The 14,579-nt window shown below is 66.2% G+C and carries 14 protein-coding genes and 1 pseudogene; 13 read left to right on the top strand and 2 right to left on the bottom strand.

The genetic code is table 11. The annotated features are described in order from the left end of the window. A pseudogene (locus AC1RRP_RS15460) lies at positions 1 to 388 on the bottom strand (hypothetical protein); the annotation flags it as partial. 105 nt (positions 389 to 493) lie between these two features. Next, complete coding sequence (locus tag AC1RRP_RS15455) at positions 494 to 2,005, bottom strand: helicase HerA-like domain-containing protein (protein ID WP_493037693.1); 1,512 nt, start codon at positions 2,003 to 2,005, stop codon at positions 494 to 496. Positions 2,006 to 2,064: 59 nt separating this feature from the next. Between AC1RRP_RS15455 and AC1RRP_RS15450 the strand changes: the two genes are divergently transcribed. The 13 genes from AC1RRP_RS15450 (at position 2,065) to AC1RRP_RS15390 (ending at position 14,579) form a co-directional block, all read left to right on the top strand. Continuing rightward, positions 2,065 to 2,784, top strand: a complete 720-nt coding sequence (locus AC1RRP_RS15450) for a YebC/PmpR family DNA-binding transcriptional regulator (protein ID WP_493037691.1) — start codon at positions 2,065 to 2,067, stop codon at positions 2,782 to 2,784. A 146-nt stretch (positions 2,785 to 2,930) separates the two neighbouring features. Further along, positions 2,931 to 4,211, top strand: coding sequence for a phosphoribosylamine--glycine ligase (purD, locus tag AC1RRP_RS15445; RefSeq protein WP_493037689.1), 1,281 nt, complete (start codon positions 2,931 to 2,933; stop codon positions 4,209 to 4,211). Between the two features lie 15 nt (positions 4,212 to 4,226). Then, complete coding sequence (locus AC1RRP_RS15440) at positions 4,227 to 4,874, top strand: 1-acyl-sn-glycerol-3-phosphate acyltransferase (protein ID WP_493037687.1); 648 nt, start codon at positions 4,227 to 4,229, stop codon at positions 4,872 to 4,874. A gap of 4 nt (positions 4,875 to 4,878) precedes the next feature. After that, on the top strand, positions 4,879 to 5,808 hold the full coding sequence (gene hemF / locus AC1RRP_RS15435; protein WP_493037685.1) for an oxygen-dependent coproporphyrinogen oxidase: 930 nt from the start codon (positions 4,879 to 4,881) through the stop codon (positions 5,806 to 5,808). Positions 5,809 to 5,825: 17 nt separating this feature from the next. Next, the gene (nadD, locus tag AC1RRP_RS15430) at positions 5,826 to 6,407 is read left to right on the top strand and encodes a nicotinate (nicotinamide) nucleotide adenylyltransferase (protein WP_493037709.1); all 582 of its coding nucleotides are present in this window, start codon (positions 5,826 to 5,828) and stop codon (positions 6,405 to 6,407) included. Further along, on the top strand, positions 6,407 to 7,150 hold the full coding sequence (gene rsfS / locus AC1RRP_RS15425) for a ribosome silencing factor (RefSeq protein ID WP_493037683.1): 744 nt from the start codon (positions 6,407 to 6,409) through the stop codon (positions 7,148 to 7,150). The genes nadD and rsfS overlap by 1 nt, the downstream gene beginning before the upstream one ends. Continuing rightward, positions 7,147 to 7,614: a 23S rRNA (pseudouridine(1915)-N(3))-methyltransferase RlmH gene (rlmH, locus tag AC1RRP_RS15420; RefSeq protein WP_493037681.1), complete on the top strand. Its 468-nt coding sequence runs from the start codon at positions 7,147 to 7,149 to the stop codon at positions 7,612 to 7,614. Before rsfS ends, rlmH begins: the two co-directional genes overlap by 4 nt. Then, positions 7,611 to 8,216, top strand: a complete 606-nt coding sequence (locus tag AC1RRP_RS15415; RefSeq protein WP_493037679.1) for a Maf family protein — start codon at positions 7,611 to 7,613, stop codon at positions 8,214 to 8,216. Before rlmH ends, AC1RRP_RS15415 begins: the two co-directional genes overlap by 4 nt. A gap of 145 nt (positions 8,217 to 8,361) precedes the next feature. Further along, positions 8,362 to 9,840 (top strand): ribonuclease G, encoded by a 1,479-nt coding sequence (rng, locus tag AC1RRP_RS15410; RefSeq protein WP_493037677.1) that lies wholly within the window; start codon positions 8,362 to 8,364, stop codon positions 9,838 to 9,840. A gap of 17 nt (positions 9,841 to 9,857) precedes the next feature. Then, complete coding sequence (locus AC1RRP_RS15405) at positions 9,858 to 10,988, top strand: glycosyltransferase family 4 protein (protein ID WP_493037675.1); 1,131 nt, start codon at positions 9,858 to 9,860, stop codon at positions 10,986 to 10,988. Beyond that, a complete protein-coding gene (locus AC1RRP_RS15400) occupies positions 10,988 to 12,325 on the top strand; it encodes a glycosyltransferase (RefSeq protein WP_493037674.1) in 1,338 nt (445 codons plus the stop codon). Before AC1RRP_RS15405 ends, AC1RRP_RS15400 begins: the two co-directional genes overlap by 1 nt. Then, positions 12,322 to 13,254, top strand: coding sequence for a glycosyltransferase family 2 protein (locus tag AC1RRP_RS15395; protein WP_493037673.1), 933 nt, complete (start codon positions 12,322 to 12,324; stop codon positions 13,252 to 13,254). The genes AC1RRP_RS15400 and AC1RRP_RS15395 overlap by 4 nt, the downstream gene beginning before the upstream one ends. After that, entirely contained in the window at positions 13,224 to 14,579 is a 1,356-nt protein-coding gene (locus AC1RRP_RS15390; protein ID WP_493037671.1) for an O-antigen ligase family protein, read from the top strand. Before AC1RRP_RS15395 ends, AC1RRP_RS15390 begins: the two co-directional genes overlap by 31 nt.

The raw sequence follows: 14,579 nt of genomic DNA, 5'->3' as shown, positions 1-14,579 counted from the left end.
ATGGTGTAACGGACTGCTTCCGGGCGCGTTCGTCCAGCAGACCCTTCACGCGTTTCAGGCTGATGATCGCCTTCTCCACACCTTCCTTGAGCGCCTGCTGCAATTCTTCGGGGGAGTAGCGGCCGCTGAAATCCTGGGGCAGGGTCTCATCGAATGATTCGATCGCGAATGTCTTGTATTCCGGCGAGTTATTTCCGAAGGCCTCGGCCAGGACGGTGTTGATGTCCTTTTTCAGGCTTTCGAGACTCGGGTCCCAGCGCTCGCGGATGCCGGACACGTCGAATGCGCGCAGTTCCTTGATGCGCCACTCGATCGTTTCCTGGGGGCTGGTCGCGCCGGCCTTCTTGGCCGTGGCGGAGGTACGCGGGTTGGAGGGCGGAGTGGGCACGCAGGGGGCTCCTTCAGAATGACATGCGACGGTCGGGCGCTTGCGCGTGGTGACCGTGTATAGGGGCGGAATTTATCACTTGCAACGGGCCTGCGCGTGCGGGCGTCAACGCCGCTTGCTCCCGCCCAGGATGCTGCCCAGCACCCCGCGGATGATCTGCCGCCCGACCTCGCGGCCGATGGAGCTGGCCGCGCTCTTGATCAGCTGCTCGCCGGCGCTGGCGCGCGTGCGGCCGGCCCCGCCGCCCAGGATGCCGCCCAGGCTGTCGAGCAGGCCACCACCACCGGCTTTCTGGGCCGCGGCGGCCTCGCCCGCTGCTTTGTCCTGGGCCTGCTTCTGTTGGGTGCGGGTCGCCAGCCGCTCGAAGGCGGATTCGCGGTCCACGGTTTTCTCATAGACGCCGGCCACCACCGAGTTGGCCAGCAGGGCCTGGCGCTGCTCGGGTGTGACCGGGCCGATCTGGCTGCCCGGGGGCAGCACGTAGACACGCTCGGTCAGGCAGGGTCGGCCTTTTTCGTCGAGGAAGCTCACCAGGGCCTCGCCCACACCGAGTTCGGTGATGGCGGCCGCAATGTCCAGGCCCGGCTTGGGGCGCATGGTCTCGGCGGCCGACTTGACGGCCTTCTGGTCACGCGGCGTGAAGGCACGCAGCGCGTGCTGCACGCGGTTGCCGAGCTGGCCCAGCACGGTGTCGGGGATGTCCAGCGGATTCTGCGTGACGAAATACACCCCCACGCCCTTGCTGCGCACCAGGCGCACCACGAGTTCGATGCGCTCCAGCAGGGCCTTGGGCGAGTCATTGAAGAGCAGGTGGGCCTCGTCGAAGAAGAAGACCAGCTTGGGTTTGTCCAGGTCGCCGACTTCGGGCAGCTGCTCGAACAGTTCGCTCAGCAGCCAGAGCAGGAAGGTGGCGTAAAGGCGCGGCGCGTTCATGAGCTTGTCGGCGGCCAGCACGTTGACGACACCGTGGCCCTTGCCGTCGGTCTGCATGAAGTCGGCGATGTTGAGCATGGGCTCGCCGAAGAACTTGTCGCCGCCCTGGCTTTCGATCTGCAGCAGGCCACGCTGGATGGCACCGATGCTGGCCGCGCTGATGTTGCCGTATTCGGTGGTGAATTGCGAGGCGTTGTCGCCCACGTGCTGGCACATGGCGCGCAGGTCCTTGAGGTCCAGCAGCAGCAGGCCCTGGTCGTCGGCGATTTTGAAGACCAGCTGCAGCACGCCCTCTTGCGTTTCGTTCAGGTTGAGCATGCGGCCCAGCAGCAGGGGGCCCAGGTCGCTGACGGTGGCGCGCACCGGATGGCCCTGGGTACCGAACACGTCCCACAGGGTGGTGGGGCAGGCCAGCGGCGCGGGTGCGGTCAGGCCGCGTTCCTTGAGGACGGCGGCCAGCTTGTCGCCGATCCTGCCGGCCTGCGAGATGCCGGTCAGGTCGCCCTTGATGTCGGCCAGGAAGACCGGCACGCCGATGCGCGAGAAGCCTTCGGCCAGGGTTTGCAGGGTGATGGTCTTGCCGGTGCCGGTGGCGCCGGTGATCAGGCCATGGCGGTTGGCCTTGTCGGGGCGCAGGAAACATAACACGTCGCCGTGCTGCGCGATCAGGATGGGTTCAGCCATGTTGGTCCCTAAAAGTACAATTCACTCCCTATAGCGTAACGAAATTTGAAGGGCACCCCGTGGCTGGACACAGTAAATGGGCCAATATCCAACACCGCAAGGGGCGGCAGGACGAGAAGCGCGGCAAGATCTGGACCCGCATCGTCCGTGAAATCACGGTGGCGGCGCGCGCCGGTGGCGGCGACCCGGCGGCCAACCCGCGCCTGCGCCTGGCCATCGACAAGGCCAAGGCAGCCAACATGCCGGCCGATCGCGTCAAGTACAACATCGACAAGGCCACCGGCAACCAGGAAGGCGTGACCTACGAGGAAATCCGCTACGAAGGCTACGGCATCGGCGGGGCGGCCATCATCGTCGACACCATGACCGACAACCGCGTGCGCACCGTGGCCGAGGTGCGCCACGCGTTCAGCAAGCAGGGCGGCAATATGGGCACGGAAGGCTCGGTGGCCTTCCAGTTCAAGCACTGCGGCCAGCTGATCTTCGCCCCGGGCACGTCCGAGGACAAGGTCATGGAAGTGGCGCTGGAAGCCGGCGCCGAGGATGTGCTGAGTGATGACGACGGCGCTATCGAGGTGCTGACCACGCCCCATGATTTCGAGGCCGTGAAGAACGCGCTGGAAGCCGCCGGCCTCAAGGCCGAGGTGGCCGGTGTGACCATGCGCCCCGAGAACACCATTGAACTCAGCGGCGATGACGCTGCGAAGATGCAGAAACTGCTGGATGTGCTGGAAGACCTGGACGACGTCCAGGAGGTCTATCACAACGCAGGAATGTGATTCCCCCAGGCTGCGCGCACTGCGTGTCGCTACGCCACCCCCTCAAGGGGCGGACACCAGTGGCCCGGCAAAGCCGGTTCCACGGTGTCCCCTGGGTTGATTGGTTTGTACGCCCGTGACCGGGCTGAAGGCGGATAAGGTTAGATATGAAAGTCTTAGTGATAGGTGGCGGCGGCCGGGAACACGCGTTGGCCTGGAAACTGGCCCAGTCTCCCAAGGTGCAGATGATCTACGTGGCGCCGGGCAACGGTGGTACCGCGCGCGACAAGCGTCTGGTCAACGTGCCCATCAGCGACGTCAAGGCCCTGCGCGAGTGGGCGCAGCAGGAAAAGATCGGCCTGACCGTGGTTGGCCCCGAGGCCCCGCTGGCCGCGGGCGTGGTGGACGAGTTCCGCGCGCACGGTCTGCGTGTGTTCGGCCCCACCAAAGCGGCAGCGCAGCTGGAGAGCTCCAAGGCCTTCTCCAAGGCCTTCATGAAGCGCCACGCCATCCCGACCGCCGAGTACGACACCTTCTCCGACCCGGTGGCGGCGCATGCCTACGTGGACAAGATGGGCGCGCCCATCGTGGTCAAGGCTGACGGCCTGGCGGCAGGCAAGGGTGTGGTGGTGGCCATGACGGCGGCCGAGGCGCACGAGGCCATCGATTTCATGCTGCTGGACAACAAGCTGGGCGTGAGCCACAACGAGGGTGGGGCGCGCGTCGTGATCGAGGAGTTCCTGCAGGGCGAGGAAGCCAGCTTCATCGTGCTGTGCGACGGCAAGAACGTGGTGGCGCTGGCCACCAGCCAGGACCACAAGCGCCTGCTCGACGCCGACCAGGGGCCCAATACCGGGGGCATGGGCGCCTATTCGCCCGCCCCCGTGGTCACGCCCGCCGTGCATGCCCGCGCCATGCGCGAGATCATCCTGCCCACCATCAAGGGCATGGAAAAGGACGGCATCCCCTACACCGGCTTCCTCTACGCCGGCCTGATGATCGATGGCAGTGGCGCCCCCAAGACGCTGGAGTTCAACTGCCGTATGGGCGACCCCGAGACCCAGCCCATCATGATGCGCCTCAAGACCGACCTGGTGGACGTCATGCTGGCGGCCACCGATGGCAAGCTCGACCAGGTCGAGCTCGACTGGGACCGCCGCATCGCGCTGGGCGTGGTGATCGCCGCGCACGGCTACCCCATGAACCCGCGCAAGGGCGACGTCATCACCGGCCTGCCGGCCGATACCGACGAGGGCGTGGTCTTCCATGCCGGCACCACGCTGAAGGACGGCCAGGTGCAGGTGACCGGCGGGCGCGTGCTGTGTGTGACCGCGCTGGGCGACACGACCAGGCAGGCGCAGCAGCGCGCCTACGAGTTGGCCCAGGGCATCCATTTCGACGGCATGCAATATCGTCGCGACATCGGGTACCGCGCCATCAAAGGCTGATCCCAGCCTGTCCTGATGACCCCGAACGATTTTCCCTTGCCTCATCCGGTGCAGTTCCGTGGCAGCGCGCTGGCGCGCTGGCTGCTGCGTTGCATGGGCTGGCGCGTCCATTTCGAGGGCCTGCCCGGCCTTCAGGGCGTGCTGGCGGTCTATCCGCACACGAGCAACTGGGACTTCGTGGTCCTGCTGCTCGTCAAATGGGCCATCGGCATTCCGGTGCGCTTCTGGGGCAAGGACAGCCTGTTCCGTTTCCCCGTTTTCGGGCACTGGATGCGTTATCTCGGTGGCGTGCCGGTGGAGCGAACCAGCGCCAAGGGCATGGTGAGTGATACCGCGGCTCGCATGCAGGCAGCACGGGAGCGTGGCGAATATTTCTGGCTGGCGCTGGCCCCGGAAGGCACGCGCAAGTACATCCCGGGCTGGCGCAGCGGCTTCTACCGCACGGCGGTGCAGGCGGGTGTACCGCTGGCGCTGGTGAAGGTCAATTACGCGGGGCGTGAAGTGACGGTGCGCAGTTTCCTGCGCCTGAGCGGCGATGAGGCCGCCGACTTTGCGCGCATCGCGACGGCCCTGGATGGGGCTGTCGGCTGTCGGCCCGAAAATGCCGCGCCCATCCGCCTGCTCGATGCCAGTGTGCCGCGCAGCGAAACCATCGTGAAGTGAAACCATGACCACCCCGGCTTCCAACGTCCACACCGTGCGCCACTACCTGCAGGACTTGCAGCGGCGCATCACCGATGCGATCGCTGCCGTCGACGGCAGCAGCTTCCTGGCCGATGCCTGGCAGAAGGAGCCGGGGGAACCCTTGCAGGGCCAGGGCCTGACCAAGATTCTGGAAAACGGCCCGGTGTTCGAGCGTGCCGGCTGCGGTTTTTCGCACGTCCAGGGCCCGCGGCTGCCGCCTTCGGCCACCCAGCATCGGCCCGAGCTGGCCGGTGCGCCTTTCGAGGCCATGGGCGTGTCCCTGGTCTTCCACCCGCGCAACCCCTATGTGCCGACGGTGCACATGAACGTGCGCATGCTGGCGGCCAAGGGCAAGGACGGGCAGGAGGTCTGCTGGTTCGGTGGTGGCATGGACCTGACACCCTACTACGGCTTCGAGGACGACGCGGTGCACTTCCATACCGTCTGCCGCGACGCGCTCAAGCCCTTCGGCGAGGACAAGTACCCGCGTTTCAAGACCTGGTGCGATGAGTACTTCTTCCTCAAACACCGCAACGAACAACGCGGCATTGGCGGCGTGTTCTTCGACGACTTCTCGGAGCTGGGCTTCGAGGGCAGTTTCGCCATGCTGCGTGCCGTGGGGGACGCCTTCCTGCCGGCCTACCTGCCCATTGTCGAGAAGCGCCGGCACCTGGACCACGGCGAGCGTGAGCGGGCCTTCCAGCTCTACCGCCGGGGCCGTTACGTCGAATTCAACCTGGTCTGGGACCGCGGGACGCATTTCGGCCTGCAGTCCGGCGGCCGGACCGAATCCATCCTGCTGTCCATGCCGCCGCTGGTGAGCTGGTCCTACCAACAGCAGCCCGAGCCCGGAACCCCCGAGGCTGAACTCTACACCCGCTTTTTGCCGCGGCGTGACTGGATCACGCCTTGAGCCTTCACAAAATCGGCATGTTCGGCGGCGCCTTCGACCCGCCGCATCTGGCGCACCGCGCGCTGGCCCAGGCCGCCATCGAGCAACTCCAGCTGGATGCGCTGCGTGTGCTACCCACCGGGCAGGCGTGGCACAAGAGCCGGCCGCTGACCGCGGCTTCGCACCGCTTGGCCATGAGCCGGCTGGCTTTCGACGGCCTGCCCCAGGTGCGGCTGGACGACCGGGAAATCCGCCGTGCCGGTCCGTCCTACACCCTGGACACCCTGCGCGAGCTGCACGCCGAAGACCCGCAGGCCGAGTTCTACCTGGTCATGGGCAAGGACCAGGCCGATGTGCTGCCGACCTGGCGCCATTGGGAGGAGATTGTCCGTCTTGCTATAATTTGTGTAGCTGACCGGGATCTGCTGACCGGCCAGGAAACCCGTTTTGTCCCGCCGCCCGAGATGGCGGGCCGTTTCTGCAAGCTGCAGATGCCGGCCATGGACATCAGCGCCACCGGCATCCGCGCCCGCGTCGCCAGCCGGCAGGGCATCGCCCCACTGGTCAGCCCCGCTGTTGCGCGCTATATTGAACAACATAATCTCTATCAAAGCACCTGATGACCACCGAAACCGCCGCCAAAAAAGACATCCAGAAACTCCAGCGCGCCATCATCGATGGCCTGGAGGACGTGAAGGCCCAGGACATCCAGGTGTTCAATACCGAGAAGCTCTCGGCGCTGTTCGAGCGCGTGATGGTGGCCTCGGGCACCTCCAACCGCCAGACCAAGGCCTTGGCGGCCAGTGTGCGCGACGCCGTGCGCGATGCCGGTTTTGCCAAGCCGCGCATGGAAGGTGAGGAGAACGGTGAATGGATCATCGTCGACTGCGGCGCCGCCGTGGTGCACATCATGCAGCCGGCCATCCGCCAGTACTACCACCTTGAAGACCTGTGGGGCGAGACCCCGGTGCGTCTGAAGTTCGGTGCCGACAAACCGGCGGCCCAGGTGGCCGAAAAGGCGCCGGCCAAGACCGCTGCGCCCGCCAAGACCGGCAGCCTCAGGCGTGCCAGCGCGGCCAAGCAGGGTGTGGCTGAGGCCTATCCTTCGCGCGCCCAGCTGAAGAAGGCCGAGGAGAAGAAGGCGGCCGACCGCAAGAAGGCCGCGGGCAAGCCGGCAGCGAAGAAGACGGCTGTCGCCAAGACCCCGGCCCGCAAGGCCCCGGCCAAGACCCCGATCAAGACCGTCAAGGTGAACGCGACCAATGCGCCGGCGAAAAAGGCGGTCGCCAAGACCGCCGCCAAGCCGGCCAGCAGGACGACCAAGGCCCCGGCGAAGAAGACGGCACCGCGCAAGGCCCGGTGAAGCTGCTGATCGTCGCGGTCGGCCAGCGCGTGCCCGACTGGGCGCAGACGGCCTGGGACGACTACGCCAAGCGTTTCCCCCCGGAGTTGCGGGTGGAGCTCAAGGCCGTCAAGACCGAACCGCGCGGCTCCAGGACCGTGGAGCAGCTGATGGCGGCCGAGCGCAAGCGCATCGAGGAAGCGATTCCCAAAGGCACCCGCATCGTCGCGCTGGACGAGCGCGGCACCACGCTGAGTACCATGGCCCTCGCGGCCAAGCTCAAGGACTGGCAACTGGGCGGTGACGACGTGGCCCTGGTCATTGGCGGCCCCGACGGGCTGGAGCCGGCCTTCCGCCAGGCAGCACACGAACGCATCCGCCTCTCGGACCTGACCCTGCCGCATGCCATGGTGCGCGTGCTGCTGGTCGAGCAGCTTTACCGCGCCTGGTCCATCAACGCCAACCACCCCTACCATCGCGAATGAAGCCGGCTTTCATCTATCTCGCGTCCCAGAGTCCGCGCCGCCGCCAGTTGCTGGAACAGCTGGGTGTGCGCCATGAGCTGCTGCTGCCCGGCGCCGGCGAAGACGCCGAGGCCATTGAGGCCGTGTTGCCCGGTGAGGCGCCGGCTGCCTATGTGCAGCGCGTGACCCAGCTCAAGCTCGATGCGGCCCTGCTGCGCCTCAAGCACCGCGGCCTGCCCGTTGCCCCTGTGCTGTGCTCGGACACCACGGTGGCTCTGGGGCGCACCATCTACGGCAAGCCCGCCGATGAGGCGGATGCCCGGCGCATGCTCCGCGATCTGGCCGGCCGCAGCCACCGGGTGCTGACCGCCGTGGTCATCGGGACGCCGCGGCGCCGGACGCAGATCCTGAGTACTTCGCGCGTCACCTTTGCCGCCCTCAGTCGCCAGCAGATCGCCGCCTACGTGGCCAGCGGCGAGCCCATGGGCAAAGCCGGGGCCTACGCGGTGCAGGGCCGGGCGGCAGCCTTCATCTCGCATATCTCTGGCAGTTACTCTGGCATCATGGGCCTGCCCATGCACGAGACGGCACAATTGCTGCAAGCATTCCGCTTCAAGCCATAGCCTCCGGACCGCCATGTTTACTTTCCAGCACAGACGCAGCGAGAGCAGATTTCCAAATCGTGGGATACCGCGGAACCGGCTTTGCCGGGCCGCTCGTGTCGCCCCCTTGCAGGGGGAGGCGCGCAGCGCCTCGGGGGTGGCTTAAGTGTCACAAGAAGACATCCTGATCAACTGGTCGCCGCAGGAAACGCGCGTGGCCGTGGTGGAAAACGCGGCCGTTCAGGAGCTGCACGTGGAGCGTGCCAGCGAGCGCGGTCTGGTGGGCAATATCTACCTGGGCAAGGTCTCGCGCGTCTTGCCCGGCATGCAGTCGGCCTTCATCGACATCGGCCTGGACAAGGCGGCCTTCCTGCACGTGGCCGACGTCTGGCACCCGCCGGCCGAAGGTGAGTCGCTCAGCGCCTCGCGTGCGTCGCAGCCCCAGGTGCCGATCGAAAAACAGGTGTTCGAAGGCCAGGCGCTGATGGTGCAGGTGATCAAGGACCCGATTGGCACCAAGGGCGCGCGCCTGTCCACCCAGATCAGCATTGCCGGGCGCCTGCTGGTCTTCCTGCCGCAGGACGACCATATCGGCGTGTCGCAGAAGATCCCGCTGGCGCAGCGCGACGAACTGCGCACGCGCCTGCAGAGGCTGGTGGGCGAGCCCGGCGGCGGTTTCATCCTGCGCACCAATGGCGAGGACTCCAGCGACGCCGAGCTGGGCGAGGACATCGCCTACCTGCGCAAGACCTGGGCCCGCATCAAGGACGCGTCCACGCGCCTGCCCCCGAAGTCCCTGCTGCACCTGGACCTGAACCTGCTGCAGCGCGTGCTGCGCGACCTGGTCAGCGAGCACACGGTGACCATCAAGGTCGACTCGCGCGAGCAGTACGAGGCCTTGCGCGCCTTCGGCATGGAGTTCATGCCGGCTGCGGTGGGCAAGCTGCAGCACTACAAGGGCGAACGGCCGATCTTCGATCTGTTCGGCATCGACGAGGAAATCGCCAAGGCCCTGGGCCGGCGCGTCGAACTCAAGTCCGGCGGTTACCTGATCGTGGACCAGACCGAGGCCTTGACCACGGTCGACGTCAACACCGGCGGTTTTGTCGGTGCGCGCAATTTCGACGACACCATCTTCAAGACCAACCTGGAGGCCGCGCAGGCCATTGCGCGCCAGCTGCGCCTGCGCAACCTGGGTGGCATCATCATTGCCGACTTCATCGACATGACACGCGAGGACCACCGCGAGGCGGTGCTGGCCGAGTTCCGCAAGCAGCTCGCCCGAGACCGCGTGAAGACGATGCTGGGCGGTTTTTCCCAGCTGGGCCTGCTGGAGATGACACGCAAGCGCACCCGCGAATCGCTGGCGCACATGCTGTGCGAACCCTGTCCGAGTTGCGAAGGCAAGGGCATCGTCAAGACCGCGCGCAGCGTGGCTTACGACATCCTGCGCGAGATCCTGCGCGAGGCACGCCAGTTCAATCCGCGCGAATTCCGGGTGGTGGCCGCGCCGCAGGTGATCGAGCTGCTGCTGGACGAGGAAAGCCAGCACATGGCGGGACTCTCCGACTTCATCGGCAAGCCGATTTCCCTGCAGAGCGAGGCGGCCATGGGGCAGGAGCAGTACGACATCGTCCTGCTCTGAGTCGGGGTCTTCGAATCATGCGCATCGCCGTCATCAACCGCGTATTTTCCAGGTCTGCCGGCGGCGCCGAGAGCTATTCGGTGGCCATCACGCAGCAGCTGGCAGCGCGGCACGAGGTCCATGTGTTTGCGCAGGAGACCAACCAGCCGGTGGCCGGCGTGACCTACCACCGCGTGTTCTGTCTGGGTCAGAAGCCGCGCTGGGTGAACCAGCTGCTGTTTGCCATCGCCACCTGGTGGCGTACCCGCAAGGGTTTCGATGTGGTGCACTCGCACGAGAACACCTGGCACGGCCAGGTGCAGACCGTGCACGTACGGCCCTTGCGCCACAACCTGTTGCACGGCCGTCGGGGCCTGAGCCGCGTGCTGCGCTGGCTCAAGGTGGTGACCAGCCCGCGCCTGATCACCTATGTCTGGCTGGAGGGCGCAAGGTTCAAGCGCAAGCCCGGCCGGGCCATCGTGGCAACCTCCAGCACGCTGCGGTTCGAGTGCGAGCAGGCCTATCCGGCCAGCCGCAAACGGCTGTCGGTGATCACGCCGGGCACCTATCTGCGGCAGGACACCATCACACGGACCATGGCGCGCCGGCAGCTCGATCTGCCGCCCGAGGTGCCCCTGCTGCTGTTCGTGGCCAACGACTACAAGCGCAAGGGGCTCGATGCGCTGCTGCAGGCACTTGCCAAGCTGCCTGCCGAGGTGCATCTGGCCGTGGCAGGGAATCCGGCACCCATTGCACACTATCGGCAGCAGGCGGAGAAGCTGGGCGTGGCGACCCGGGTCCATTTCCTCGGATCGCAGGATGATCTCGTCCCGGCCTATCGGGCCGCCGACTGCCTCGCCCATCCGACGCTGGAGGACAGCTATGCCATGGTGGTGCTCGAAGCCATGGCGCACGGCCTGCCGGTGGTGGTCAGCGGCCCGGTGCATTGCGGCATCTCGCGCGAGTTGCACGACGGCCACGAGGCCCTGCTGCTGCACGACCCGCGCGATGCCCAGGCCCTGGCGCGTCTGCTGCGCTCCGTGCTCGACCAGCCCGAGCTGGCCGACCAGTTGCGCCAGCATGGCTTGGCGTTTGCGCAGGCGCATACCTGGGAAAGCGCCACCCTACAATACGAAGCGCTCTACCAGCAAGCCGCTGCCCTATCCTGATGACAGAACCGACCCGGCAACGCTGGCTCATCCTGGCCCATGCCTTCAATATGGATGGCCGGGCCGCCAGCCAGACCATCACCGACAAGCTCCCGCATCTGCGCGCCGCCGGCATCGAGGTGGTGGTGCTCAGCGGCGTGTCGGGCACCCGGGACACGGTGGTCGAACACCATCAGCTCTGGCCCGCGGGCCCGGCCGGCCTGCGCTTCGAATTGCGCCATGTGCTGCGCCGGCGCTTTGACAACCGCGTCGTCTACCGCGTCCTGATGACCCTGGCCTCGCTGGTGCTGCTGCCTGGGCTCATCCTCGAGAAGCTGCTGCGCCCGGTAGAAAGCTCTTGGTCCTGGTGGCTCAGTGCCTATGTGAAGGGCAGGGCGCTGGCCCGCCAGCAGCCTTTCGACCTGATCTATTCCACGGGCGGCGCCTTTGCGGCGCACCTGGCCGGCCGCGCCCTGAAAAAGGCGACGGGCACACCGTGGCTGGCCGAGGTGCACGACCCTTTCATCACACCAGGGAATACGCCGCACACGGCCCAGCAGAAGATGCAGGCGCGGGTGGAAGGCCTGATCTGCCGCGAGGCCGACCTGGCCATCTGGTTCACCGAGCAGGCCCTGGCTAGCGCGCGGGCGCGCCACCCGGAGTTGGGGGAGCGCGGCAAGATGCTGTTGCCCGGCATCGACCCGCCGTTCCAGACCCTGCCACCCTACCAGCCGGGCCCGAAATTCGTCGTCGGCCATTTCGGTTCGCTCTCGGCTACGCGCAACCTCGTGCCCTTCATCGAGGCGCTGGAGGCCTTGCAGTCACGTCGTCCGGACCTGGTGGCCGCGACCGAACTGCACGTCACGGGCGGCCCGCTGGATGCTGTTTCGGCGGCGAAGATCGCGCAGTCGCCGGTGCGCGCCTGCGTGCGTCATCTCGGACGCATCGAAGCCGATCCCGCCACGGGGCAAAGCGGCCGCGAGCAGATCCTGCGCCGCATGCGTGGTGTGGACGTGCTGCTGCTGCTGCACGGCGAGGAGCCGATCTGCGAGGAGTACATCCCCTCCAAGCTCTACGAATACCTGTGGATGCAGCGCCCCATTCTGGCCACGGTGCATCGCAATCCGCAGATGGCGGCCATGCTGCGCGGGGAAGGCCACGTGGCCGTGCAGACGGGCGGGCCGGGACAGGATGCAACGACCGCCGGCCGTGAGCTCGCGCTGGCGCTGGAGCAGATCCGCGACCGCTGGCACAGCTCCGGGTTGCCCGACAGCGGACGCGGCAGCCCCTACACCACACAGGGCGCCGTGGGTCGATTGCTGGGCTGGGCTGCGCCACTTCCGAGGAGGTTCGCTTGAGTTCACCGCTGCTTTCACTGGTGGTCCTGGGTTTTCGCAACTTCGATGGGACCACGCGTGCCTGCCTGAATTCCCTGGTCCCCTGGCTGGACGATCCCGAGATCGAAGTCCTGGTCGTCGACAACGGTTCGCCCGATGATTCAGCCGCAAAAACTGCTGCATGGTGTGCAGCCCATCCGCAGGTCAAATGCCTTCTGAGCGAGAGCAACCGCGGTTTTGCGGGAGGCATGAACTGGGGCGCGGGGCAGGCGCGCGGCCGATGGCTGCTGCTGGTCAACAACGACACGGTCTTTCCCGCGCGCACGCTCGACGCCCTGAAGTCGGTGGTGCGTGAAGCGCCTGCCGATGTGGCCATGCTCGGGCCCGTGACCAATGCGGCCGGCAACGGGCAGCGCCTGTGGAAACCCGGGGCCACGCACGAGGACTGGCTGCAGGTCGGCCAGTGGCTGAACGAGAACCCGACGCACCAGCTGATGCCGGCCTACCGCTGCGACTTCTTCTGCATTGCCATTCGGCGCGATGCCTGGGACCGGCTCGGTGGTCTCGATCTCGATTTCGGCCTGGGGTACTACGAGGATTTCGATTTCAGCCTGCGCCTGTCCCAGGCCGGCTACCGCCAGATGATCACCGAGGATGTATTCATCCTGCATGTGGGCAGTGCCACGTTCAAGGCCAGCCCTGCGGCGCGGGCCCTGATCAAGCGCAACAAGAAGCTGCTGAAATCCAAGCATCCGGACGCGCGCTTCGAACACACGCGTCTGGGCAATCTGGCGATTCTGCAGGCTTACCAGCGTCTGCGTGAAGAAGGTCAATGGACCTCCGCGCTACAGGCCCGGTGGCAGTTGCGTCATGGTGCACTTGCCGGTGATGCACCGCGCAGCTTGATCAAGAGATGGTTATGGAAACGCAGAATCAAGAACGTTCTCTGAGGGCGTCGGGGTTGGCCCCGGCTGCCTGGACCAGCCTGTTCGTTGCCATCTATCTGGCCGTGTTGCCGATGGCGGACACCATTGCCCTGCGCAACCTTGCGCTGGCCTGCCTGCTCGCCTGCCTGGCCTGGCAATTCCGCTCCATTCTTGGCGAACTCAGGTTTGGCTGGCCCATCCTGCTGTGGGCCGCCTATCTGCTGTTCTTTCCGCTCCTGGCCGATGATCACCAGACGGCCTGGAAAAGCCTGGGGGGACAGTGGGGCAAGGGATTGCTGGCCATGGTGGCCGGCGCTGGAGCCGCCGTGATCCTGAGCAGGAGACTCCCGGTTGGCAACATGCTCCTTGCACTGGGGGCGGTCAGTGCCGTGCCGAATCTGGTGCATCTGCTCATGTTTGCCTGGAAGGCTGTCGAAGGCGGCAGCCTGCCCTGGGGGTATTGGGGGCGTGAAACGCATCATGCGGACCTGGGATACGCAGCGGGCCACGCGACGATCTTGCTCATGGCGGCCTTCATGACCGGGGAGAAAAGGATTCGATGGCTGGCGGTATTGCTCGCGCTGGCGGCCGTCGCGAGCACCCTGGCGGCCCAATCCAGGGCGGGGGTCGCGTTTGCAGTGTTCGGCGCGATGCTGATCCTCGTGACTTCGGTGCTTTTTCGGCCATTGCGCGATAACCGGCTGGTGTTGAGAACGATGGGGCTTGGGGCCGTGGGGGTGGTCGCCTTGTTTGTCTTTGCCTTCAACGTTGATCCACGATGGCACAACCTGACCAGCGAGTTGCAGCCGGGTTTCCTGGGCCAGCCGGTTCAGATCGAGTGCGAGGGGGAGCCGGCCATTTCAGAGGCGGTAGTGAAAAAATACGGTTCGCTGGATCGCGCGCCGTGGGCTGTCGAGGGGATCGTTCGCGGGGATGGCTCCCGGGTCGTGCTGTTGCGGGCCGGTGTCGAACTGGCTGCCAGCCACCCTTGGGGCAGCGATGGCTCGCGTCAGGCGTTTCAGAAGTTGCTGCGGCAGGTGTGCCCGGAGCCGGCGATCAGGATGGCGCATACCCATAACGGCTGGATCGATACGATGCTGGCCATCGGCTGGCTGGGAGCCGCTCTCTATCTGGGAGTCTTGCTGGCCAATCTCCGACAGGGATGGGCCGGCTTGCGTAGCGATGGCCCGGTGAGGTCTTGGGGGCTGGTGCTCGTGGCACTGTCGGTGTTCTGGATCGTCCGGGGGGGCACTGACTCGGTGTTCCGTGACCACATGCTCGAAATGCAGGGTTTCATGCTGGCCTTTGCGGCGAGTGCCATGCGCCTGCACGGGCAGCGCAAGGCCTAG

It is taken from the genome of Hylemonella sp. GW821-FHT12C09, from assembly GCF_058807395.1.
This window is presented reverse-complemented; position numbering and strand designations above follow the sequence as displayed.